The sequence below is a fragment of the Mycobacterium sp. E3251 genome (genome assembly GCF_001666835.1).
Taxonomy (GTDB): Bacteria; Actinomycetota; Actinomycetes; order Mycobacteriales; family Mycobacteriaceae; genus Mycobacterium.
The window spans coordinates 11,371-31,643 of sequence record NZ_LZJF01000128.1 but is presented as its reverse complement, the minus strand read 5'-3'; the positions used below and the strand labels follow the sequence as shown (position 1 = coordinate 31,643).

19 protein-coding genes are annotated in these 20,273 nt (G+C 69.9%); 15 read left to right on the top strand and 4 right to left on the bottom strand.

What is annotated here, in order from left to right; translation table 11 throughout:
* Window positions 1-4: 4 nt before the first annotated feature.
* On the bottom strand, window positions 5-1,351 hold the full coding sequence (locus tag A5697_RS15965; protein ID WP_068011360.1) for an HNH endonuclease signature motif containing protein: 1,347 nt from the start codon (window positions 1,349-1,351) through the stop codon (window positions 5-7).
* A 102-nt stretch (window positions 1,352-1,453) separates the two neighbouring features.
* On the opposite strand from A5697_RS15965, the gene dapB reads away from it, so the two are divergent.
* Genes dapB through A5697_RS15950 form a run of 3 tightly spaced genes read left to right on the top strand, consistent with a single transcriptional unit; the run spans window position 1,454 to window position 3,095 of the window.
* Complete coding sequence (gene dapB / locus A5697_RS15960) at window positions 1,454-2,191, top strand: 4-hydroxy-tetrahydrodipicolinate reductase (protein ID WP_067950771.1); 738 nt, start codon at window positions 1,454-1,456, stop codon at window positions 2,189-2,191.
* A complete protein-coding gene (locus tag A5697_RS15955; RefSeq protein WP_068011359.1) occupies window positions 2,188-2,643 on the top strand; it encodes a hypothetical protein in 456 nt (151 codons plus the stop codon). The genes dapB and A5697_RS15955 overlap by 4 nt, the downstream gene beginning before the upstream one ends.
* Window positions 2,640-3,095, top strand: a complete 456-nt coding sequence (locus A5697_RS15950) for a flavodoxin family protein (RefSeq protein WP_068011358.1) — start codon at window positions 2,640-2,642, stop codon at window positions 3,093-3,095. The genes A5697_RS15955 and A5697_RS15950 overlap by 4 nt, the downstream gene beginning before the upstream one ends.
* Window positions 3,096-3,100: 5 nt before the next feature.
* Here the strand turns inward: A5697_RS15950 and A5697_RS15945 are convergent, their stop codons facing one another.
* Window positions 3,101-3,934, bottom strand: a complete 834-nt coding sequence (locus A5697_RS15945; RefSeq protein ID WP_082953428.1) for a thioesterase family protein — start codon at window positions 3,932-3,934, stop codon at window positions 3,101-3,103.
* A gap of 38 nt (window positions 3,935-3,972) precedes the next feature.
* Between A5697_RS15945 and A5697_RS15940 the strand changes: the two genes are divergently transcribed.
* Window positions 3,973-5,508: a class I adenylate-forming enzyme family protein gene (locus tag A5697_RS15940; protein WP_197501024.1), complete on the top strand. Its 1,536-nt coding sequence runs from the start codon at window positions 3,973-3,975 to the stop codon at window positions 5,506-5,508.
* A complete protein-coding gene (locus A5697_RS15935) occupies window positions 5,505-8,744 on the top strand; it encodes a carboxyl transferase domain-containing protein (protein ID WP_068011356.1) in 3,240 nt (1,079 codons plus the stop codon). Before A5697_RS15940 ends, A5697_RS15935 begins: the two co-directional genes overlap by 4 nt.
* On the opposite strand, the gene A5697_RS15930 is transcribed toward A5697_RS15935, so the two are convergent.
* Window positions 8,745-9,092 carry a PE-PGRS family protein gene (locus A5697_RS15930; protein ID WP_067950780.1) on the bottom strand — a complete coding sequence of 116 codons (348 nt, stop codon included), beginning with the start codon at window positions 9,090-9,092 and terminating at the stop codon, window positions 8,745-8,747.
* An 89-nt stretch (window positions 9,093-9,181) separates the two neighbouring features.
* On the opposite strand from A5697_RS15930, the gene A5697_RS15925 reads away from it, so the two are divergent.
* From A5697_RS15925 to A5697_RS15910, 4 genes are all read left to right on the top strand, one after another.
* The gene (locus A5697_RS15925; RefSeq protein WP_067950783.1) at window positions 9,182-9,952 is read left to right on the top strand and encodes an SDR family oxidoreductase; all 771 of its coding nucleotides are present in this window, start codon (window positions 9,182-9,184) and stop codon (window positions 9,950-9,952) included.
* A 2-nt stretch (window positions 9,953-9,954) separates the two neighbouring features.
* Complete coding sequence (locus A5697_RS15920) at window positions 9,955-11,160, top strand: acyl-CoA dehydrogenase family protein (RefSeq protein WP_067950785.1); 1,206 nt, start codon at window positions 9,955-9,957, stop codon at window positions 11,158-11,160.
* Window positions 11,157-12,248: an acyl-CoA dehydrogenase family protein gene (locus tag A5697_RS15915; RefSeq protein WP_068011355.1), complete on the top strand. Its 1,092-nt coding sequence runs from the start codon at window positions 11,157-11,159 to the stop codon at window positions 12,246-12,248. The genes A5697_RS15920 and A5697_RS15915 overlap by 4 nt, the downstream gene beginning before the upstream one ends.
* A 196-nt stretch (window positions 12,249-12,444) precedes the next feature.
* Window positions 12,445-13,659: a glycosyltransferase gene (locus A5697_RS15910; RefSeq protein ID WP_068011379.1), complete on the top strand. Its 1,215-nt coding sequence runs from the start codon at window positions 12,445-12,447 to the stop codon at window positions 13,657-13,659.
* Here A5697_RS15910 and A5697_RS15905 read toward each other — a convergent pair.
* Window positions 13,648-14,397 carry a dienelactone hydrolase family protein gene (locus tag A5697_RS15905; RefSeq protein ID WP_068011354.1) on the bottom strand — a complete coding sequence of 250 codons (750 nt, stop codon included), beginning with the start codon at window positions 14,395-14,397 and terminating at the stop codon, window positions 13,648-13,650. The genes A5697_RS15910 and A5697_RS15905 overlap by 12 nt on opposite strands.
* Window positions 14,398-14,495: 98 nt before the next feature.
* Between A5697_RS15905 and A5697_RS15900 the strand changes: the two genes are divergently transcribed.
* From A5697_RS15900 to A5697_RS15875, 6 genes are all read left to right on the top strand, one after another.
* On the top strand, window positions 14,496-15,296 hold the full coding sequence (locus A5697_RS15900) for a thymidylate synthase (protein ID WP_067950790.1): 801 nt from the start codon (window positions 14,496-14,498) through the stop codon (window positions 15,294-15,296).
* The gene (locus A5697_RS15895) at window positions 15,293-15,790 is read left to right on the top strand and encodes a dihydrofolate reductase (protein WP_067950792.1); all 498 of its coding nucleotides are present in this window, start codon (window positions 15,293-15,295) and stop codon (window positions 15,788-15,790) included. Before A5697_RS15900 ends, A5697_RS15895 begins: the two co-directional genes overlap by 4 nt.
* 86 nt (window positions 15,791-15,876) lie before the next feature.
* Window positions 15,877-16,578 (top strand): cell division protein DivIVA, encoded by a 702-nt coding sequence (locus A5697_RS15890; protein ID WP_067950794.1) that lies wholly within the window; start codon window positions 15,877-15,879, stop codon window positions 16,576-16,578.
* A gap of 18 nt (window positions 16,579-16,596) precedes the next feature.
* Entirely contained in the window at window positions 16,597-17,841 is a 1,245-nt protein-coding gene (locus A5697_RS15885) for a winged helix-turn-helix domain-containing protein (RefSeq protein ID WP_197501026.1), read from the top strand.
* Window positions 17,841-19,214 carry a type I restriction-modification system subunit M gene (locus tag A5697_RS15880; RefSeq protein ID WP_068011353.1) on the top strand — a complete coding sequence of 458 codons (1,374 nt, stop codon included), beginning with the start codon at window positions 17,841-17,843 and terminating at the stop codon, window positions 19,212-19,214. The genes A5697_RS15885 and A5697_RS15880 overlap by 1 nt, the downstream gene beginning before the upstream one ends.
* Complete coding sequence (locus A5697_RS15875; protein ID WP_068011352.1) at window positions 19,211-20,272, top strand: restriction endonuclease subunit S; 1,062 nt, start codon at window positions 19,211-19,213, stop codon at window positions 20,270-20,272. The genes A5697_RS15880 and A5697_RS15875 overlap by 4 nt, the downstream gene beginning before the upstream one ends.
* Window position 20,273 lies beyond the last annotated feature (1 nt).

Below are 20,273 nucleotides of genomic sequence, written 5' to 3'. Positions count from 1 at the left end.
CCGGTCAAGGGTCCGCGAGGCGTTCCGGGTGGTGGTAGTCGTTTGTGCGTTGGCCCCGGTCGAGATGCGGCGGCGGAATCCATTCGGTACGCCCGTTGGGAAGTTTCCTTGTTCGCCAGCCCTTTTCGATCAGCTTGTGGTCGGGCGTGCAGGCGAAGGTGAGCTTGTCCGCATCGGTCCTACCGCCGGTGGCCCAGTCATCGACATGGTGGACTTCGGACCAATAACCGGGTACGTCGCAGCCGGGTTGTGTGCATCCGCGCTCCTTCGAGTAGAGGACAATGCGCTGGTCGGGCGAGGCGATTCGGCGTGAACGGCCAAGGTAGAGGGGGCGATTCGAGTGTTCGTCGAACACCGCCAGATAGTGGTAGGCGTGGCTGGCCATCCGAATCAGGTCGCGCATGGGCAGCACGGTTCCGCCACCGGTCACCGCGCGGCCCGTCGCCGAGTTCAGCTCCTGCAGCGTGGTCGAGACGATGACGGTAACCGGTAGGCCGTTGTGTTGGCCGAGCTTTGGATCGCCCAGCTGGCCGCGCACCAGGGCGTTGAGCGCGTCGTGCTGGCGCTGGGCATGGCTGCGCGTGTCTCTGCCTGCCAGTTCCTCGCCCGGTTCGCCGTTGACGCAGGGCTTTTCGTCGTCCGGGTTGCACATGCCGGGGGCCGCGAACCGCGCCAGCCAGCCGTCGAGGTTGGCGCGCAACTCCGGGGAAGCAATTAGCTTGCCGACGCTCATTCCGTCGAGGCGTTGCGCGCCCCAGCTGAAGCCGCGCTGCCGGGCACGGTCGGCGTCGGAGAACTTCCCGTCGGGGTTGATCCACAGGGCGCACTGATGCGCGACTTTTTGGAGCTGGTCGGGACGTAGCTGCGCCGCCTGCGACGCCAGGAAACGCTCGGCCGCATCCACCGTCTCGGCGGCCACGGCGTCCGGCAGGTCGCGCACGAACCCCTGAATCACCCGCAGGTGCTGCCCGTCGAGTACGCCGTTACGCCACGCCTGGGCGGTGGCCGGCAGTTCCGGCGGCAACTCCTGGCCGGTGAGCGTCAGGCGAGGCGAGAGTTGCCTGGCGTCTCGAACCCGGCGGCACGCGTCGGCATAGCTGATCCGTAGCCAGTCGGCGATCACCTTGTGGACCGGACCGCCGACGTCACCCGGATCCTCGTTCGCCAAGCCGGCGATCACGTCGGTGCCGATCGCAATTTGGCGCCGCCGGGAGATCTCCATCGCTTCCAGCACGCGCAGCCGGACGACGGGGCTCAAGGCCGCGAAGTTGAGGTTGCCGATCCTGGCGACGGCCGTATCCAGCGCATCGAGCGCGGCGCTCACGTCGTCCGGAACGGGAATCGAATGCATGTTCGAATACTATCGGTCGCCGCAGACAGCGGCCACGAAACTGCGACCGCTGTGGATAAACACCCAACTGTGGATAACGTCCCCCGGTCTAGGGTGAAGCTCATGCGGGTAGGCGTCTTGGGAGCTAAGGGCAAAGTCGGTTCGGCGATGGTGGCGGGGGTGCAGGCCGCCGAGGACTTGACCCTGTCCGCGGAGGTGGACGCCGGTGACTCCCTGAGCATGTTCACCGACTCCGGCACCGAGGTGGTCATCGACTTCACCCATCCCGACGTGGTGATGGGCAACCTGGAGTTCCTGATCGGCAACGGGATTCACGCCGTCGTCGGCACCACGGGCTTCACCGCCGAACGGCTTGATCAAGTCGGGGAATGGCTGAAGAAAAGCCCGAACACGAGCGTCCTGATCGCCCCCAACTTCGCGATCGGCGCGGTGTTGTCGATGCACTTCGCCAAGCAGGCGGCGCGCTTCTTTGAGTCGGTGGAGGTGATCGAGCTGCACCATCCGCACAAGGCCGACGCGCCGTCGGGCACGGCGGCGCGCACCGCCAAGCTGATCGCCGAAGCGCGAAAAGGGCTGCCGCCCAACCCCGATGCCACCAGCACCAGCCTGCCCGGAGCCCGCGGCGCGGACGTCGACGGCATCCCGGTGCACTCGGTGCGGCTGGCCGGGTTGGTCGCCCACCAGGAGATCTTGTTCGGCACCGAGGGGGAGACGCTCACCATCCGGCACGACAGCCTGGACCGCACCTCGTTCGTGCCGGGCGTGTTGCTGGCGGTGCGGCGCGTCCAGGAACGGCCCGGCCTCACCGTGGGGCTCGAGCCCCTGCTCGACCTGCAATGACCAAGACGCTGCGCACCCAGTTCCTCATCGCGTTCCTCTGCGTGGCGATGCTGGCGTACTTCGTGCTGCTGGGTCGGATGGCCGTCGCGATGATCGCCTCGGGCCGCCCGGCCGCCGTGGGCCTGGGCCTGGCGGTGCTGATCATGCCCCTGATCGGACTGTGGGCCATGGTGGCTACCCTGCGGTCCGGGTTCGCCCACCAGAAGCTGGCACATCTCATCGCGGCCGACGGCATGGAGCTCGACACCAGCGCGCTGCCGCGACGGGCGTCGGGCCGTATCGAACGGGACGCCGCGGACGCGCTGTTCGCCTCGGTGCGCACCGAAGTCGAAGACCACCCCGACGACTGGCGGCGCTGGTACCGGCTGGCCCGCGCCTACGACTATGCGGGGGACCGCAGGCGGGCGCGAGAGGCGATGAAGACGGCGCTGGAATTGCAGGGCCGCCAATGAGCAAGACGCTGCTGATCGTCCACCACACGCCGTCCCCGCATTGCCACGAGATGTTCGAGGCGGTGGTCTCGGGTGCCACCGACCCCGAGATCGAGGGCGTCGAGGTCGTCCGGCGACCGGCGCTCACCGTGTCACCGGCAGAAATGCTCGAGGCCGACGGCTACCTGCTGGGCAGCCCCGCGAACCTTGGCTACATGAGCGGGGCGCTCAAGCACGCGTTCGACTGCGCCTACTACCAGCTGCTCGACTCGACGCGCGGGCGCCCGTTCGGCCTGTACCTGCACGGCAACGAGGGCACCGAAGGCGCCGAACGCGGGGTCATGTCGATCACCACCGGGCTGGGTTGGACGAAAGCCGCGGAGACCGTGCTGGTTTCGGGCAAGCCGGACAAGGGCGACCTACAGGCGTGCTGGGAACTCGGCGCTACGGTGGCGGCGCAGTTGATGGAATGAGTCGCCTAGGTGTAAGCCGGCTTGAACGCCTCGGCCGGCTGGGCCAGGGCCAGCGCCGAGCTGGTGCCGATCGGGCCGTGCCGGTCGAACAGGGTGGCCGCCCCGGTCGCGACCCCGGCCGTCCCGTAGTGGCTCTGGGCCGCCAGGCCCAGGTATTCACCATCGGGCAGGCGGCTCGCGGTGACCGTGTAGTCGGCGTTGATGTAGCGCAATCCGCCGGTGCCCCAATGGGTCAGCGAACTCGTGATGTCTCCGACGAAGGCCAGGCGGGTGAACGGGGTCAGCGGGTGGCCGTGCACCATCGGGCGAAAGATCCGCGTCCACGCGAACTTCTGGGAATGGGACTGTTCCCACTCGCCGGCCGCGATGCCGGGACTGCCCGCGGCGGTGGCCCCGTACCCCCAGATCAGGAACGGCATACCAACAGGAAAGCCCTCGGAATCGGCCGGAAGCGGCGGCATTTGCAGGGGCGCGGACCACACCGCCCCCTCGGGATGATCCCCCCGGCGCAGAAACAGCGCGCTGGCCCGCGCGACGGTGGTCCCGTTCTGGACCAGCGCCCCATCGACGAGCTTGATCCGCCGGCCTTCCCGCTGTATCGAGGTCCGAATCTGCACCGGCTCGATCAACGCCGGGCGCAGCAGGTCGACCGTGAAGCGGGCGGCCTGGAAGTCGGGTTCGATGCCCGATTGCTCTATGCCCCAACCCAACAGACCGCCGACGATCTGACCGCCCATCGCGGCACCCCACGGCCCCCGGGTCAGCACGCCCGGCAGGTAGGAGTCACCGTCGACAGTGAAGAACGCCTCGGGCATGATGGCGGGATCGTCGATCGTCACCGCTATCACGATAGGACACCGGATAGTAAGGAACGGGCATGCCTGCAGTGATCGAAATTTCGCGTGAAAACAACCCGTTCCCAACGACCGGCGTGACCCGCGACGCCGACGGCGTCCCACACTACGACGATCTGCCCGCGACGCTGCTGGACATGCTGGCCGAACAGGTCGACCGGCGCCCCGACAGCGAGGCGCTGGTCGAACTCGGCGCCGGTCGACTGACCTACCGCCAGCTGTGGGACCGCGCCGCGCGCGTCGCCGGCGGGTTGCGCGCGGGCGGGCTGCGACCCGGCGACCGCGTCGCGGTGCGTTACCCGGCCGGCATCGACTGGGTGTTGGCGTTCTGGGGCGTCGTGATGGCGGGTGGCGTTGCGGTGGCGGTCAATACGCGCTCTGCGCAACCGGAAGTCGAATTCGTCCTGTCCGACTGCGGGGCGACGGCGGACCTGGCCGCGGACACCCCGCTGCCCGACGGCCAGCCGTACGTGACCGAGCGGCTCGGTCCCGCCGACGTGGCCGCGCTGTTCTACACCTCGGGCACCACCGGCCACCCCAAGGGGGTGCCGACCACTCACGAGGCCTTCCTGACCAACACCGAGAACGGGATTCGCTGTCTCGATCAGCCGCGCGACCTGGGCGCGGCGATGCGCACACTCATCTCGGTACCGCTGTTCCATGTGACCGGTTGCAACACACAGCTTCTGGTCGCCGCTCGGCTGGGCGGCGCCTCGGTGATCATGCCCGCCCTCAACCTGGACGGGCTGATCACCACGTTGACGGCCGAGCGCATCTCCGTCATGGTCACCGTTCCGGCCGTCTACGCATTGATGTTGCGGCAGAAGGGCTTTGCCGAGGCCGACGTTTCCAGCGTCCGCTGGGTGGGTTACGGGGGCGCCCCGATCGCCCCCTCGTTGGTGCGCGCGGTGAAGGACGCCTTCCCGCAGGCCACGGTCTTCAACGGCTACGGCATGACCGAGACGTCGTCGCTGATGACGGTGCTGCCCAGCCGGGACGCCGTCGAGCACGCCGACTCGGTCGGCTACGCGGTCCCGTCCGTCGACCTCGGCCTGGTTGCGTTCGGCGGCGACCAGCCGGGCGTCGGCGAGCTGGTGGTGCGCGGGGCGAACGTGACCGCCGGGTACTGGAACCGGCCGGAGGCGACGGCGGCCACCATCGTGGAAGGCTGGCTGCACACCGGCGACGTCGTGCGGGTCGACGACGCGGGCCGGGTGCACATCGTCGACCGGCTCAAGGACATCATCAACCGCGGCGGTGAGAACGTCTCCAGCGTCGAGGTGGAAGCCGTGCTGCTGGGGGCGCCCCAGGTGCAGGACGCGTGCGTGCTGGCGGTTCCCGACGACGTCATGGGCGAAAAAGTGGGCGCCGTGTTGGTCGGCGGTGCGGACGGGATCGACGTGCCGGCGGTGCTCGAACACTGCCGCGAGCAGCTCGCCGACTTCAAGGTGCCGCAATACGTCACGGTGGTCGACGGCGCGCTGCCGCGCAACGCCGGCGGCAAGCTGCTCAAGGGCAAACTCCGTGAACAGGTGCAGTGGGGAGAGCCGCTGCGATGAGCTCGACCGTGCTGGTGGCCAACCGCGGCGAGATCGCGCTTCGAATCATCCGCACCGCAGTCGAATTGGGCATGCGAACGGTCGCGGTCTACGCCGAAGACGACGCCGAAAGCCCGCACGTGCACGCCGCCGACGAAGCGATCGGCCTCCCCGGGACCGGGCCGCGGGCCTACCTGGACCAGCCCGCCGTGCTGGCCGCGTCCAAGAGCTCCGGCGCCGAGCTGATCCACCCCGGTTACGGATTCCTCAGTGAGAACGCCGAATTCGCCCGCGCCTGCACCGGCGCCGGTTACGCGTTCGTGGGACCGGACGCCGGCGCGCTCGAACTGGTGGGCAACAAGTCCGCGGCCCGCCGCGCCGCCATCGCCGCCGGGGTGCCGGTGTTGCCCGCGACCGACGGGCCCAGCAGCGTCACCGAGATCGAGGCGTTCTTCCAGGCCCAGGGCGGCGCCATCATGATCAAGGCGCTCGCCGGCGGGGGTGGGCGGGGAATGCGGACCGTGCGCGGCGCCGACCAGATCGCCGGCGCCTACCAACAGTGCGCCGCGGAGGCCCAACTGGGCTTCGGCGACCCGGCGCTGTTCGCCGAGGCGCTGCTCGACGGCGCGCGGCACATCGAGGTCCAGGTCGTCGCCGCTCCGGCCGGGCACCAAACCCGCGCGCTGGCGCTCGGCGACCGCGACTGCAGCATCCAGCGGCGTTACCAGAAGCTCGTCGAAATGGCGCCCGCGCTGGGGCTTTCCGATGCGTTGCGGCGCGACTTGCACCAGGCCGCGGTCCGGCTGTGCGCGCGGGTCGGACTGCGGGGGCTGGCCACCGTCGAATTCCTCGTCGCCGGTGAGGAATTCGTCTTCCTCGAAGTCAACCCGAGAATCCAAGTGGAGCACACCGTCACCGAGGAGACGACCGGGTTCGACCTGGTGGCCGTCCAACTGGCCATCGCCGGGGGTGCCTCCTACTACCAGCTCGGGCTGCCGGCCGGCATCGCCTCCGACGGCAACGAAATCATCGGGGAGCCCGCGGCGCATCGCGGCATTGCCATCCAGGCCCGCGTCAACATGGAGACTTTCGCCCCCGACCTCTCGGTGGTACCGGCGGCCGGCACCCTCACCGCGTTCTCGCCGCCGAGCGGGCCCGGGATTCGCGTCGACACCTACGGCCGGGCCGGCCTGGCGGTCAACCCGCAATACGACTCACTGCTGGCGAAGGTCGTCGCCCACGTGCACGGGTCGTCGCCGCAGTCCGCGTTGCGGAAGGCCCGGACCGCGCTCGCCGAGTTCGGCATCGAGGGGGTCCGCACCAACATCGACTTCCTCCGCGAGCTGTTGAATCACCCCGCCGTTCAATCCGGTTGGGTGAGCACCGGTTTCGTCGACGAGAAGCTGCCCGAGCTGGCGGCGGCGGCCTCGTCGCACCAACTCGACGTCCGTGCGGCTCCGGTCGAGCTCTATCCCGGCGAGGACGTGCTGCGCGCCCAACTGGCCGGCACGGTGGTCGAGGTGGCGCCCGAGGGCGCCGAATACCCCGCGGGTGGCCAGCTCGTCGTCCTCGAAGCGATGAAGATGCAGCATGTGCTCGTCGCGCCGGACGCACTGCAAACTGTGCGCAATCTGGTGACGCCCGGGCAGGTCGTCGGGACCGGTGACCCGTTGCTGGTGTTCGCCCGCACCGCCAGCGGTGCACAGGGCGATTCGGCAACGGCCGCAACCGATCTCGACCGCCCACGCGCCGACCTCGACGAGGTGCGCAGGCGGCATCTGCTCACCCTCGACGAGGGCCGCGAGGCCGCGGTCGCCAAGCGGCACAAGCAAGGCCGTCGCACCGCGCGGGAGAACATCGCCGATCTGGTCGACCCCGGCAGCTTCGTCGAGTACGGCGCGCTGGCCATCGCGGCGCAGCGCAGCCGGCGCTCGGAGGACGACCTCATCGCCAACACCCCGGCCGACGGCCTGGTCGCCGGCCTGGCCACCATCGGCGCGGACCGTTTCGGGCCGGCGGCGGCCGAGGCCGTCGTGGTGTCCTACGACTACACCGTGCTGGCGGGCACGCAAGGCATGCGCAACCACGCCAAGACCGACCGTGCGTTCGACCTGGCCGCCCGGAAACGGCTGCCGGTGGTGCTGTTCGCCGAGGGCGGCGGAGGCCGGCCGGGGGACACAGACGTCGGCGGCGCCGCCGGCCTGGACGTGCCGACCTTCCGGATGCTGGCCTCGCTGAGCGGCCGGTTGCCGCTGGTATCGATCGTCTCGGGCCGGTGCTTCGCCGGGAACGCCGCGCTGGCCGGGGTCTGTGACGTGATCATCGCGACCCCGGACGCCAACATCGGGATGGGCGGACCGGCCATGATCGAGGGCGGCGGGCTCGGGGTTTACCCGCCGGAGGCGATCGGCCCGATAGGCGTGCAGCGACGCAACGGCGTGGTCAGCCTGGTCGCCCGCGACGAGGCGCACGCGGTCTCGCTGGCCAAGCAATACCTGTCGTATTTCCAGGGTCACGTGGACGATTGGGCGGCGCCCGATCCGCGGCTGGCCCGGCATGTGGTGCCGCAGAACCGGTTACGCGCCTATGACGTGCACCGCGCCATCGAGGCGATCGTCGACACCGGCTCCGCGCTGGAACTGCGCCCCGACTACGGCGTCGGCATCGTCACCGCCCTGGTCCGGGTCGAAGGGGCGGCCTACGGGCTGATCGCCAACAGCACCCATCACCTCGGCGGTGCCATCGACGCGGAGGCGGCCGACAAAGCCGGCGATTTCCTCGCCCTGTGTGAATCGTTTGGGCTGCCGGTGATTTCGCTCTGCGACACCCCGGGCTTCATGGTGGGTCCCGAGGCGGAGAAGGAGGCGGCGGTCCGGCGGTTCGGGCGGATGTTCGTTCTGGGTGCACGCTTGACGGTGCCCGTCGGAATGATCATCTTGCGCAAGGGATACGGGCTCGGGGCGATGGCGATGGCCGGCGGTTCCTTCCGCGCTCCCCAGTTCACCATCGCCTGGCCAACCGGGGAGATAGGCGGGATGGGGCTCGAGGGTGCGGTGCGCCTCGGGTTCAGCAAGGAGCTGGCGGCCGAGGGCGACCCCGTCAGGCGCCAAGAGTTGTTCGACAAGCTGGTGGCGGCGGCCTACGAGCATGGCAAAGCGCTGCGCGCGGCCACCACCTTCGAACTTGACGACGTCATCGACCCCGCGGACACCCGGGCCTGGGTCGCCAGGCTCCGGGAGCCGCGTTCATCGAACTGATCAGGCGTGGCCGGAACCGCAGCCGACGCCGGGCAGGCAGCCCTGGCCGCCGGGAACTCCGCCGGGTCCGGCGTTTTGGCCGCCGGAGCCGCAGCCGACGCCCGGGACGCAGCCCTGACCGCCGGGGCCGCCGCCGGGGCCGCTGTTTTGGCCGCCCGAACCGCAGTTGCCGTTGGCGTCACAGCCCCCGCCGCTGGGGTCGTCCTTGAACACCACGTGCGTGGGCGCCGCGGACTGCCCAGGTGCGGATGCCAGGGAATCGGTTACGGCGATCGGCGCGACCGCGATTGCTGCCGCCGCAGCCCCGCCCACCACCAGTCTTTTCGTGAGGGTTAATTTCGTGGACATGCGGTTCGCATACCACGCTGACACACGTGTAAACACATCCATATAGCAAACGGTAAACCGTTGGCTTTCGCGACGGAAGGCGCAGCTCAATGACCTCACTGGATCTGACCGGCCGAACCGCGATCGTCACCGGCGCATCGCGCGGGATCGGGCTCGCGATCGCCCAGCAGCTCGCGTCCGCCGGGGCCAACGTGGTGCTCACCGCCCGCAAGCAGGAGGCCGCCGACGAGGCCGCGGCGCAGGTAGCCGGCAACGCGCTGGGCGTCGGCGCGCACGCCGTCGACGAGGACGCCGCCCGGCGCTGCGTGGACCTCACGCTCGAGCGTTTCGGCAGCGCGGACATCCTGATCAACAACGCCGGCACCAACCCGGCGTACGGCCCGCTGATCGACCAGGACCACGCCCGCTTCACCAAGATCTTCGACGTCAACCTCTGGGCCCCGCTGCTGTGGACCTCGCTCGTCGTCAAGTCGTGGATGGGCGAGCACGGCGGCGCGATCGTCAACACCGCGTCCATCGGAGGCCTGCACCAATCGCCGGCCATGGGCATGTACAACGCCACCAAGGCCGCGCTGATCCACGTCACCAAGCAGTTGGCGCTGGAACTGTCGCCCCGGATCCGCGTCAACGCGATCGCTCCGGGCGTGGTGCGCACCCGGTTGGCCGAGGCGCTGTGGAAGGACCACGAGGATCCGCTCGCATCCTCGATCGCGCTCGGACGCATCGGCGAGCCCGCCGACGTGGCCGCCGCCGTGACCTTCCTTGTCTCCGACGCGGCCAGCTGGATCACCGGCGAGACGATGGTGATCGACGGCGGCCTGCTGCTCGGTGCCGCGCAGGGCTTCCGACCGCAGGGCTAGCCATGAGCTCCGATGATCTGGTGACGGACCTGAAGGCGCGGGTGCAGGCGCTGCTGGACGAATACGACCCGGCCACCACGGAGCCGCGCGAATTCCTTGGCGCGCAGTACGACGCGGGCCTGGCCTGGGTGCATCTGCCGCACGGCTTCGGCGGGTTGGACCTGCCGCGCAAGGCCCAGGAACTCGTCGACGCCCAGCTGGCAGCCGCCGGCGCGCCGGTGGGCGGCACCGCCAAGAACTACATCGGCATGGGCATGGCGGCGCCGACGATCGCGGCGTTCGGGACCGACGAGCAGAAGCGAAAGTTTCTGCGCCCGTTGTTCACCGGCGAACAGATCTACTGCCAGCTGTTCAGCGAACCCGGTGCCGGCTCGGACCTGGCCGGCGTGTCCACCCGGGCGGTCCGCGCGTCCGGTTTGCAAGGGGACGACTGGATTGTCAACGGGCAGAAGGTGTGGACGTCGCAGGCACAGCACGCGACCATGGCCATCCTGGTCGCGCGCACCGACCCGGCGGTGCCCAAACACGCCGGCCTGACGTATTTCCTGTGCGACATGACGCAACCCGGCGTCGAAGTGCGCCCGCTGCGCCAGATCACCGGCGAGGCGGAATTCAACGAGGTGTTCCTCACCGACGTCCGGGTTCCCGACGCCAATCGGCTCGGACCGGAGGGCGGCGGCTGGCGCGTCGCGACCACCACCCTCAACAACGAGCGCGTCGCCATCGGCACCCGCGCCGGAACTCCGCGCGAGGGCGGCCATATCGGCAAGGTCACCAGGGCCTGGCGAAACGAGCCCGCGCTGCGCGACCCCGCCATGCACGACGAGCTGATGCGGCTGTGGGTCGAGGCGGAGGTCCTGCGGCTCGCGGGTGAGCGCCTGCGCCAGCAGGCCACCGCGGGTCAGCCCGGCCCGGAGGGTGCGGGCATGAAGGTGGCGTTTGCCCGCCTGGCTCAAGCGATCTCGGGCTTCGAGATCGAACTGCACGGCGAGGCCGGGCTGCGCTACGACGACTGGACCATGCGCCGACCGGAAACCGTCGACCTGGTGGGGCGCGAGCCCGGATACCGCTACCTGCGGGCCCGCGGCAACTCCATCGAGGGCGGCACCTCGGAGATCCTGCGCAACACCATCTCCGAGCGCATCCTCGGCCTGCCCGGCGAGCACCGCGTCGACAAAGACGTCGCCTGGAAGGACCTGGACCGGTGAGTGACCTGCTCTACTCGGACACCGAGGAGGCCCTGCGCGACAGCGTTCGGCATCTGTTCGCCGACCGCTGCCCGCCCGAATCGGTGGCCCGCGCCTATGACCCGCAACCGCAAGACTTCTCCGGCGTCTGGCGGACACTGGCCGTCGAGCTCGGGGTGGCCGGCCTGCTCGTCCCCGAGTCGCTCGGCGGGGCGGGGGCGGGCGCCCGCGAGGCCGCGGTCGTCATGGAGGAGATCGGCCGGGCCGTCGCGCCGGTGCCGTTCCTGTCCAGCGCGGTGCTGGCCACCGTTGCGCTGTTGCATGCCGGCGATGTCGAGACCGTGTCCGCGCTGGCCCAGGGCGAGCTGACCGCGGCCCTGGTGGTGCCGCTCTCGACCGCACCCGGCGATCCGCTCGGGGTGATGACCCGCGTTACGGACGGACTGAACGGATCGGTCGCCAGCGTCGCCGGTGCCGCCGAGGCCGACGTGCTGGTGGTGCCGGTCGCCGGCGCGGACGGACCCGAGCTGCATACCGTCCCGCGCACCGCGACCGGTGTGGAGGTGACGCCACTGCTGGCGCTGGACATGACGAGACCCATTGCGAACGTGGGTTTTTCGGCAGCCGCCTCGTCACGCGTCGGGCCGGCCGACGGCCCGGTCACCGAGGCGCTGCGCACGGGGGCGGCCCTGCTCGCGTCCGAGCAACTCGGGATCGCCCAATGGTGTTTCCAGACCACGCTGGAATATGCCAAGCAGCGCAAGCAGTTTGGCCGCGCGATCGGCTCGTACCAGGCGATCAAACACCGGCTGGCCGATCTGTGGTTCGAGGTCGGCGCCGCGACGGCCGCGGCCCGCTACGCGGCCGATACGTGCGCCCGCGGCGACGACGACGCGGCCGTCGCGGCGGCCGTCGCCCAGGCGTATTGCAGCGGCGTCGCCGTGCACGCGGCCGAGGAGTGCGTGCAGCTGCACGGCGGCATCGGCATGACGTGGGAGTATCCGGCGCACCTTTATCTCAAGCGCGCCAAGAGCGATCAGTTGACGTTCGGCAGCGCCTACCGCCACCGCGCCCGGCTGGCGGAGTTGGTCGACCTGCCCCCGAGCTAGTTGGGCTCGGGTTGATTTTTTCCCCGCGGGACGTCGGGGAGCAGCGAAATTCGTTATCGCGCCGCCCTATTCGCGGCGCCATGGGAGTCTCCTGCGGGTCGGCGCAAGGCCACCGGCCGCCGTTTCATGCGAAGGTGTCGGTCCGCGGTGGGCGAACAAGGTGGCCGACCGCACGCCGGAGGTGAAAAACATCGGAATGCGCGTGCTGCTGTCCACCCACGATTCGCGCGGGGCGGTCGAACCGCTTGCGGCGCTCGGGGTTCAGTTGCGGGCGCTCGGCGCGGAGGTTCGGGTGTGCGCGCCGCCGGACCGGGAATTCGCGGATTTGCTGGCCCGTATCGATCTGCCGCTGGTGCCTTTCGGCGATTCGTGGCGTGCGCGGGCGGCAGGCCTCACGCCGTCCGAGGACGACCTGCGCCGGCACTTGGACGGGCTGGTGGCCGGGCAATTCGACGCGGTAGCCGCCGCGGCCGATGGATGTGACCTGCTGGTGTCGACCGGCTTCCCGCCGGTGGCCGCGGGCGCGCGGTCGGTGGCCGAGCGCCTGGGCATTCCCTACGTCTACGTGAGCTACCAACCGACCATCCTGCCGTCGCCGCACCACCTGCCGCCGACCTATGCCGGCCAGTTTCCGCCGGGCGTGATCGACAACCGGGTGCTGTGGCAGCTGGACGCCCAGCACATCAACACGCTGTTCGGCGCGACGCTCAACGCCCATCGTGCGTCGCTGGGCCTGCCGCCGGTGGACGACATCCGCGACTACGCCCTCACCGAGCGTCCGTGGCTGGCGGCGGATCCCACGCTGGGCCCGTGGCCGGAGCGAAGCGGGCTCGACGTGGTCCAGACCGGGGCGTGGCTGCTGCCCGACGAACGTCCCCTCCCTGCCGACGTGGCGGAGTTCCTCGACGCCGGCCCGGCGCCGGTGTACGTGGGCTTCGGCAGCATGCCGATGCGCGCCGCGACCGACCTTTCCCGGGCCGTCGTCGAGGCCGTCCGCACCCATGGCCGCCGGGCGATTCTCTACCGGGGCTGGTCCGGCCTGTCCCCGATAGACGACCGCGACGACTGCCTCGCCATCGGTGAGCTCAACCACCAGGCGCTCTTCGCCCGCGTCGCCGCCGTCGTGCACCACGGCGGCGCTGGCACCACGACCACCGCAGCGCGGGCCGGCGCGCCGCAGGTGGTGGCGCCGCAGGGGGCCGACCAGCCGTACTGGGCCGGCAGGGTGACCGAGCTGGGCATCGGCGCCGCGCACGACGGGCCGGCCCCCACCGCCGGGTCGCTGGCGGCCGCGCTCGAGACCGCCCTGTCGCCGGATATCCGCGCGGGGGCGAGTGCCGTGGCCGCCAAGATCCGCACCGACGGCGCGGCGATGGCCGCGACGCTGCTGCTGAACGGGTTAGCGGGGTAACGCCGAACCGAAGAGCTCGGTCATGGCCTGCCAGTGCCGCTCGGCCGCGGCGGCGTCGTACGGCGCGTTGTCCGGCACCGCGAACCCATGGCCCGCCGGGTACCACTCGATGGTGTGCTGCACGCCGGCTGCGGTCAGCGCCTTGTCGAGCTGCTCGGCGTCGTTGCGCGTGAAGGACGCGTCATCCTTGGCGCCACCCACGTACACCGTCGCGCTGATCCGGTCGGCCAGCAGGTGCGGGCTGTCCGCCGCGTCGGTTACCAGGCCGCCGCCGTGGAAGGACGCCGCAGCGGCGACGCGCTCGGGCACCCGGCCGGCGACCACCAGGGACGTGCGGCCGCCCATGCAATAGCCGCAAACGCCGAAGCGCTCCCCGGACACCTCCGGCCGGGCCGACAGGTAGTCGAAGAAGGCGACGGCGTCGCTGGCCATCTTGTCCGGGGTGATGCCGCCGATCATCCCGAACAGCCGCCTGCGTTCCTTCTCGTCGGCGAACACGGTGGCCATGTCGAACGGGGCCCACTCGCCGCTGCGGTAGTACACGTCGGGAAGCAGCACGGCGTAGCCGTATCCGGCCAATTTGGCCGCCATTTGTTCGAAGGTGTCGCGCAGTCCGCCGGCGTCGGGGTACATGACCACGCCGGGCCACGTGACTTGAGCTTCCGGACCATCGGGGGTGAGCAAATGGACGGTGCAGGTCCCGTCAGCGGTGGCGATGGTGTCGATGATGTTCGGCATGGGACCCGTTCTACTCCTGGCCCTGGGAGCTAGATTTTTCGGCGTCGACCCGCCGCGCCCGGCTTCGCCGCGCTTGCGATCGCCGTTAAGCTGGCCGCGTGCCGATCCCGACGCCCTACGAGGACCTGTTGCGCCTGGTGCTCGAGCGGGGCACGGCCAAAGCCGACCGCACCGGCACCGGGACCCGCAGCCTGTTCGGCCAGCAGTTGCGCTACGACCTGTCGGCCGGTTTCCCGCTGCTCACCACCAAGAAGGTGCATCTGAAGTCGGTCATCTACGAGTTGCTGTGGTTCCTGCGCGGCGACTCCAATGTCGCCTGGCTGCACGAGCACGGCGTCACCATCTGGGACGAATGGGCAAGCGAGACAGGCGATCTCGGGCCGATATACGGCGTCCAGTGGCGGTCCTGGCCGACGCCGACGGGCGAGCACGTCGACCAGATCACCGCGGCGCTGGACTTGCTGCGCACCGATCCGAACTCGCGGCGCATCATCGTGTCGGCGTGGAACGTGGGGGAGATCCCGCAGATGGCGCTGCCGCCGTGCCACGCCTTCTTCCAGTTCTACGTGGCCGACGGTCGGCTCAGCTGCCAGCTGTACCAGCGCAGTGCCGATCTCTTTCTCGGCGTGCCGTTCAACATCGCCAGCTACGCGCTGCTCACCCACATGATGGCCGCCCAGGCCGGTCTGTCGGTCGGTGAGTTCGTCTGGACGGGCGGCGACTGCCACATCTACGACAACCACGTCGAGCAGGTGCGTACCCAGCTCAGCCGCGAGCCGCGGCCATACCCGGAACTTGTGCTGGGACATCGGGATTCGATCTTCGACTACACCTACGACGACGTCGTCGTGAAGAATTACGACCCGCATCCCGCGATCAAAGCCCCCGTCGCTGTATGACCGACCTCGGCCTGGTGTGGGCGCAATCGACGTCGGGCATCATCGGCCGTGGTGGCGACATCCCATGGCGAGTGCCCGAGGACCTGGCCCGCTTCAAAGAGCTGACCATCGGGCACACCGTGGTGATGGGCCGGCGCACCTGGGAGTCGCTGCCGGCCAAGGTCCGGCCGCTGCCCGGTCGCAGGAATGTCGTACTCTCGCGCCGGAGGGACTTCGTGGCCGACGGCGCGCAGGTCGTCGGGTCGCTCGAGGCGGCTCTTGCCGATTCCGCGGACGAGCCCGAGACGTGGGTGATCGGGGGCGAGCAGGTCTACCTGCTCGCGCTGCCCCAGGCCACGCGGTGTGAGGTCACCGAGGTCGAAGTCGACCTGCGGCGCGACGACGACGACGCGCTCGCGCCGGTGCTCGACGACGCCTGGCTGGGTGAGACGGGGGAGTGGCAGGTCAGTCGCACGGGGCTGCGGTACCGGCTGCACAGCTACCGTCGGGCATAGGCCTTGGTCTCCGCGCCCGTGACATACTCGGACGCGGGGGTCGGTCTCTCCACGTCACCACACGTTGCCAGGAGGGGGAATTGGCAGTGATAACCGAACCCACGAAAGCGTTCACTCGCATGTTCAGGGGCTACGACCCGGCCGCGGTCGATGCCCACATCGAGATGTTGACCACCAAGCAGCAGTTGTTGCTCGACGACGTCGAGAGTTTGCGGTCCCGGCTGAAGGAAGCCGGCGACCAGACGGCCGCGCTGCGCAAGGAGGTCGCCGTCCTCATCGACACCTCACCCTCACCCCACGCGGTGCAGCGCCGGATGGCGAAGATGCTGCAGCGCGCGGTCGAGGAGGTTTCCGAGATGCAGGCCGAGGCGCGGAGCGAGGCGGACGCGCTGATCGCAGCGGCCGAGGCCGAGGTCGAGGCCGCGCAGCGAAAGCACGAAGAGGAGTTGGCGGAGATGGCCGAACAGCGAAAAGCCATGGAAACCGATTACGAGGAAGCCAAAAAGCAGCTGGAGGCCGAAATGGCCGGGATGCGTGCCGAGACCGAAGCGGCGATCGACAAGGCGTGGCGCGACGCCCAGCGCGAGGCCGATCACTACCGCGAGCAGGCCCGGCGCGCGGCGGACGAGGCGATCAAGCAACGGATCAACGTCCTCGAGCAACTGATGGGCGTGTACCGCGACCTCGAAGCGGTCCCGGCCGCGCTCGAGTCGGCCTACCAGGAGCAGAAGAACGCGCCGGAGCCGAGCGTCGCGGTGCCGCTGGACGGGAAAGTCAGCACGGGCTAGCCGCGTCGTCGCCGGGAGCTGTCGCACCCGAGCGGTATTGTCGGCGCCGTGTCGATCCGGACCCCCAGGCTGTCGGCCGCGCAAGCCCGACGGATCGCCGTTGCGGCCCAAGGATTTAGCGAGCCGCGCCCCGCCGGTCCGGTCACCCGCGCCCACCTGAAGCGCCTGATTTCGAGAATCCAAGTGCTGCAATTGGATTCGGTTTCGGTCGCGGTGCGCGCCCACTACGCGCCCGTGTTCAGCCGGCTCGGTCCCTACGATCGCGACGTGCTGGATCGCGCAGCCTGGGGCCCGCGCGCGGCGCGGCTGCTGGCTGAGTACTGGGCGCACGAGGCGGCGCTGATGGCCGTGGACGACTGGCCGCTGCTGCGCTGGCGGATGCGCCAGTACCGGCACGGCCGCTGGGGCGTCCACATCGTCAAGGCCAATCCCCAGCTTGCCGAGGACATCGTCGCCGCCGTCGCCGAACTCGGCCCCAGCACCGCCGGGCAGATCGAAGCGCATCTGGCGGCCGAGCCGCGCCGCAAGAAGGGAACCTGGTGGAACCGCAGCGACACCAAGTGGGTCGCGGAGGCGCTGTTCGCGGCCGGCGTGCTCACGACGGCCACCCGGGTGGGCTTCGCACGGCACTACGACCTGGTGGAACGGGTGCTGCCGGCGAGCGTACTGGCGCGCGACGTCGACGACGAGGAAGCCGTCCGGGAACTCACGCTGCGGGCGGCCACCGCGCTCGGCGTGGGCACCGAGGCCGACATCCGCGACTACTTCCGGCTGTCGGCCCAGCAGGCCAAGCCGGCGGTCGCCGACCTGCTGGCCGCGGGTGAGATCGAGCGGGTCGACGTCGACGGCTGGCCCGCGCCGGCCTATCTGCGCACCGGCCGCGCGGTGCCGCGTGCCGACCGGGGCACCGCGCTGTTGTGTCCGTTCGACCCGTTGATCTTCTTTCGGCCCCGGGTCGAGCGGCTGTTCGGATTTCATTACCGCATCGAGATCTACACTCCGGCCCACAAGCGCCAATACGGCTACTACGTGTGGCCGCTGCTGGTGGACGGGCAGCTGGTCGCGCGGGTCGACCTCAAGGCCGACCGGGCCGCTGACACGCTGCGCGTCGTCGGTGCGTTCGGCGAACCCGACGCGCCGCGACCGCGCGTCGTCGAGGCGCTGGCCGGGGAACTGCAATCCATGGCCTCGTGGCTGGGACTGGGCGGGTTCAGCGTCGCCAGCCGGGGCGACCTGGCCGCCGGTCTGCGGGCGGCCGGCTGATGCGGGCCACGGACAAAGATCTCAAAGAGACGCTGTGGAAGGCGGCCAACAAGCTGCGCGGCTCCCTTTCGGCCGGCCAGTACAAAGACGTCATCCTCGGGCTGGTGTTCCTCAAACATGCCTCCGACGCACAGTGGAAGTCCCTGGCGCACAATGCGGATTCACCCGACATCGGCCGCCTCGTCGACGAGGCGATGGAGGCCGCGACGCTGCCGCGGCTGTACGAAAACCTCGACCCGCGCCGCCTCGGTGAGCTGCTGCGCCTGCTGGACACCGCGCGACTGGGTGGGCGTGGCAACGCCAGGGACGTGCTGGGCGAGGTGTACGAGTACTTCCTGGGCAATTTCGCGCGCGCGGAAGGGCGCCGCGGCGGCGAATTCTTCACCCCACCCAGCGTGGTCCGGGTGATCGTCGAGGTCCTAAAACCCTCGAGCGGGCGGGTGTATGACCCGTGCTGCGGCTCGGGCGGGATGTTCGTGCAGACCGAGCGGTTCATCGCAGAGCACGAGGGCGATCCCGTGCGGGTCACCATCTTCGGACAGGAAAGCGTCGAGCAGACCTGGCGGATGGCGAAGATGAACCTCGCCGTGCACGGCCTCGACAGCGCGGGGCTGGGCGAGCGGTGGGGGGACACGTTCCGTGACGACCTGCACGCCGGCGTGCAGATGGATTACGTGATGGCCAATCCGCCCTTCAACATCAAGGATTGGGCCCGCGACGAGCGTGACCCGCGGTGGCGCTTCGGTGTCCCGCCCGCCGGCAACGCCAACTACGCGTGGATTCAGCACGTCCTGTCCAAACTGGCCCCGGGCGGGAAGGCCGGCGTGGTCATGGCCAACGGTTCGATGTCGTCGAATGTGGCCGGGGAAGGCGAGATTCGCGCGCGGATCGTCGACGCCGACCTGGTGTCGTGCATGGTCGCGCTGCCCGGGCAGCTGTTCCGCAGCACGTCGATTCCGGTGTGCCTGTGGTTCTTCGACACCGACAAGGGCAAGCGGTCCGGGCAGGTGCTGTTCATCGACGCCCGCGGGCTCGGCCATTTGGTGGACCGCACCGAGCGGGTGCTGACGCACGAGGAGGTCGTCCGCATTGGCGACACGTATCACGCGTGGCGCGGATCGGAATCGGCCGCCGCGAAAGGCCTTACCTATCAAGATGTTCCGGGTTTCTGCGGCTCCGCGTCGCTCGACGATATCGCCGCGGCGGGATACGCGCTCACGCCGGGGCGCTATGTCGGGGCGCCCGTCCCCGAGGACGACGGCGAGCCGGCCGAGGAGAAGATCGCCCGCCTGACCGGCGACCTGCTCGCGGCGCTCGACGAATCCGCACGCCTGGAAGGCGTTGTGCGCCAACAATTGGAGCGCCTGCGATGATCACCACGCTGGGTGACCACCTGGCCTTCAGCAGCGGTGGCAGCTCGCCGCCGCGCGCGCCGGGCGGACGCTTCCGCGTCTACGGCGCCAACGGGGCCATCGGTTACGCGGCCGAACACAACGCGGCCGGCCCGCTGATCGTCCTCGGGCGCGTCGGGTCGCGCTGCGGCAGCCTGCGGTACTGCGACTCCGACGTCTGGGTCACCGAGAACGCACTGGTATGCCGGGCCAACGACCCACGCGAGACGCGGTATTGGTACTACGCGCTGCAAACCTGTCGGCTGGGCGATCACCGCTGCGGATCGGGGCAGCCGCTGCTCAGCCAGCGCATCCTGCGTGACGTCGCGGTGCGCAGCGTGCGCGCGCCGCAGCGCCGGGCGATCGCCGAACTGCTCGGCTCCCTCGACGACAAGGTGTCCGCCAACGAGCGCGTGATCGAGGCCGCCGAGAACGTGATGGTCGCCATCGCGGAGTCGGCCCGCGAACGCGCGCCGCTGTCCAGCCTTGCGACCCGGTCGACGGCGTTCCTCAATGTGGCCGAGTTCGACGACGTGGTCGCGCACTTCAGCCTCCCGGCGTTCGACGACGGGGCGCAGCCCCACGTCGTGAGCGCCGAGTCCATCAGGAGCGGCAAGTTCCTCCTGTCGGGCCCGTGCGTGCTGTTCGCGAAGCTCAATCCCCGGATTCCGCGAATCTGGAACGTGCCGAGCCTTCCGCCGCAGCTGGCCGTGGCCAGCAGCGAGTTCGTGGTCCTGCAGCCCAGCGGCGTCGACGCCTCGGCCCTGTGGTCGGCCGTGCGCCAACCCGATGTCTCCGAACGGCTGCAACGCCGGGTGGCCGGGACGTCGGGGAGCCATCAGCGGATCCAGCCGCGCGATCTGTTGGACGTTATGGTCCCGGACGTTCGGCGCCTGCCCACCACGGCGCTACGAACGATCACCGGCCTGGGGGCGCTGTGCCACGCGCGTCGCACCGAGAGCGCGCGGCTGTCCGCCTTGCGCGACGCGCTGCTGCCCCCGCTGATATCGGGTGAGCTCGCGGTCCGGGCGAAACGTTAAG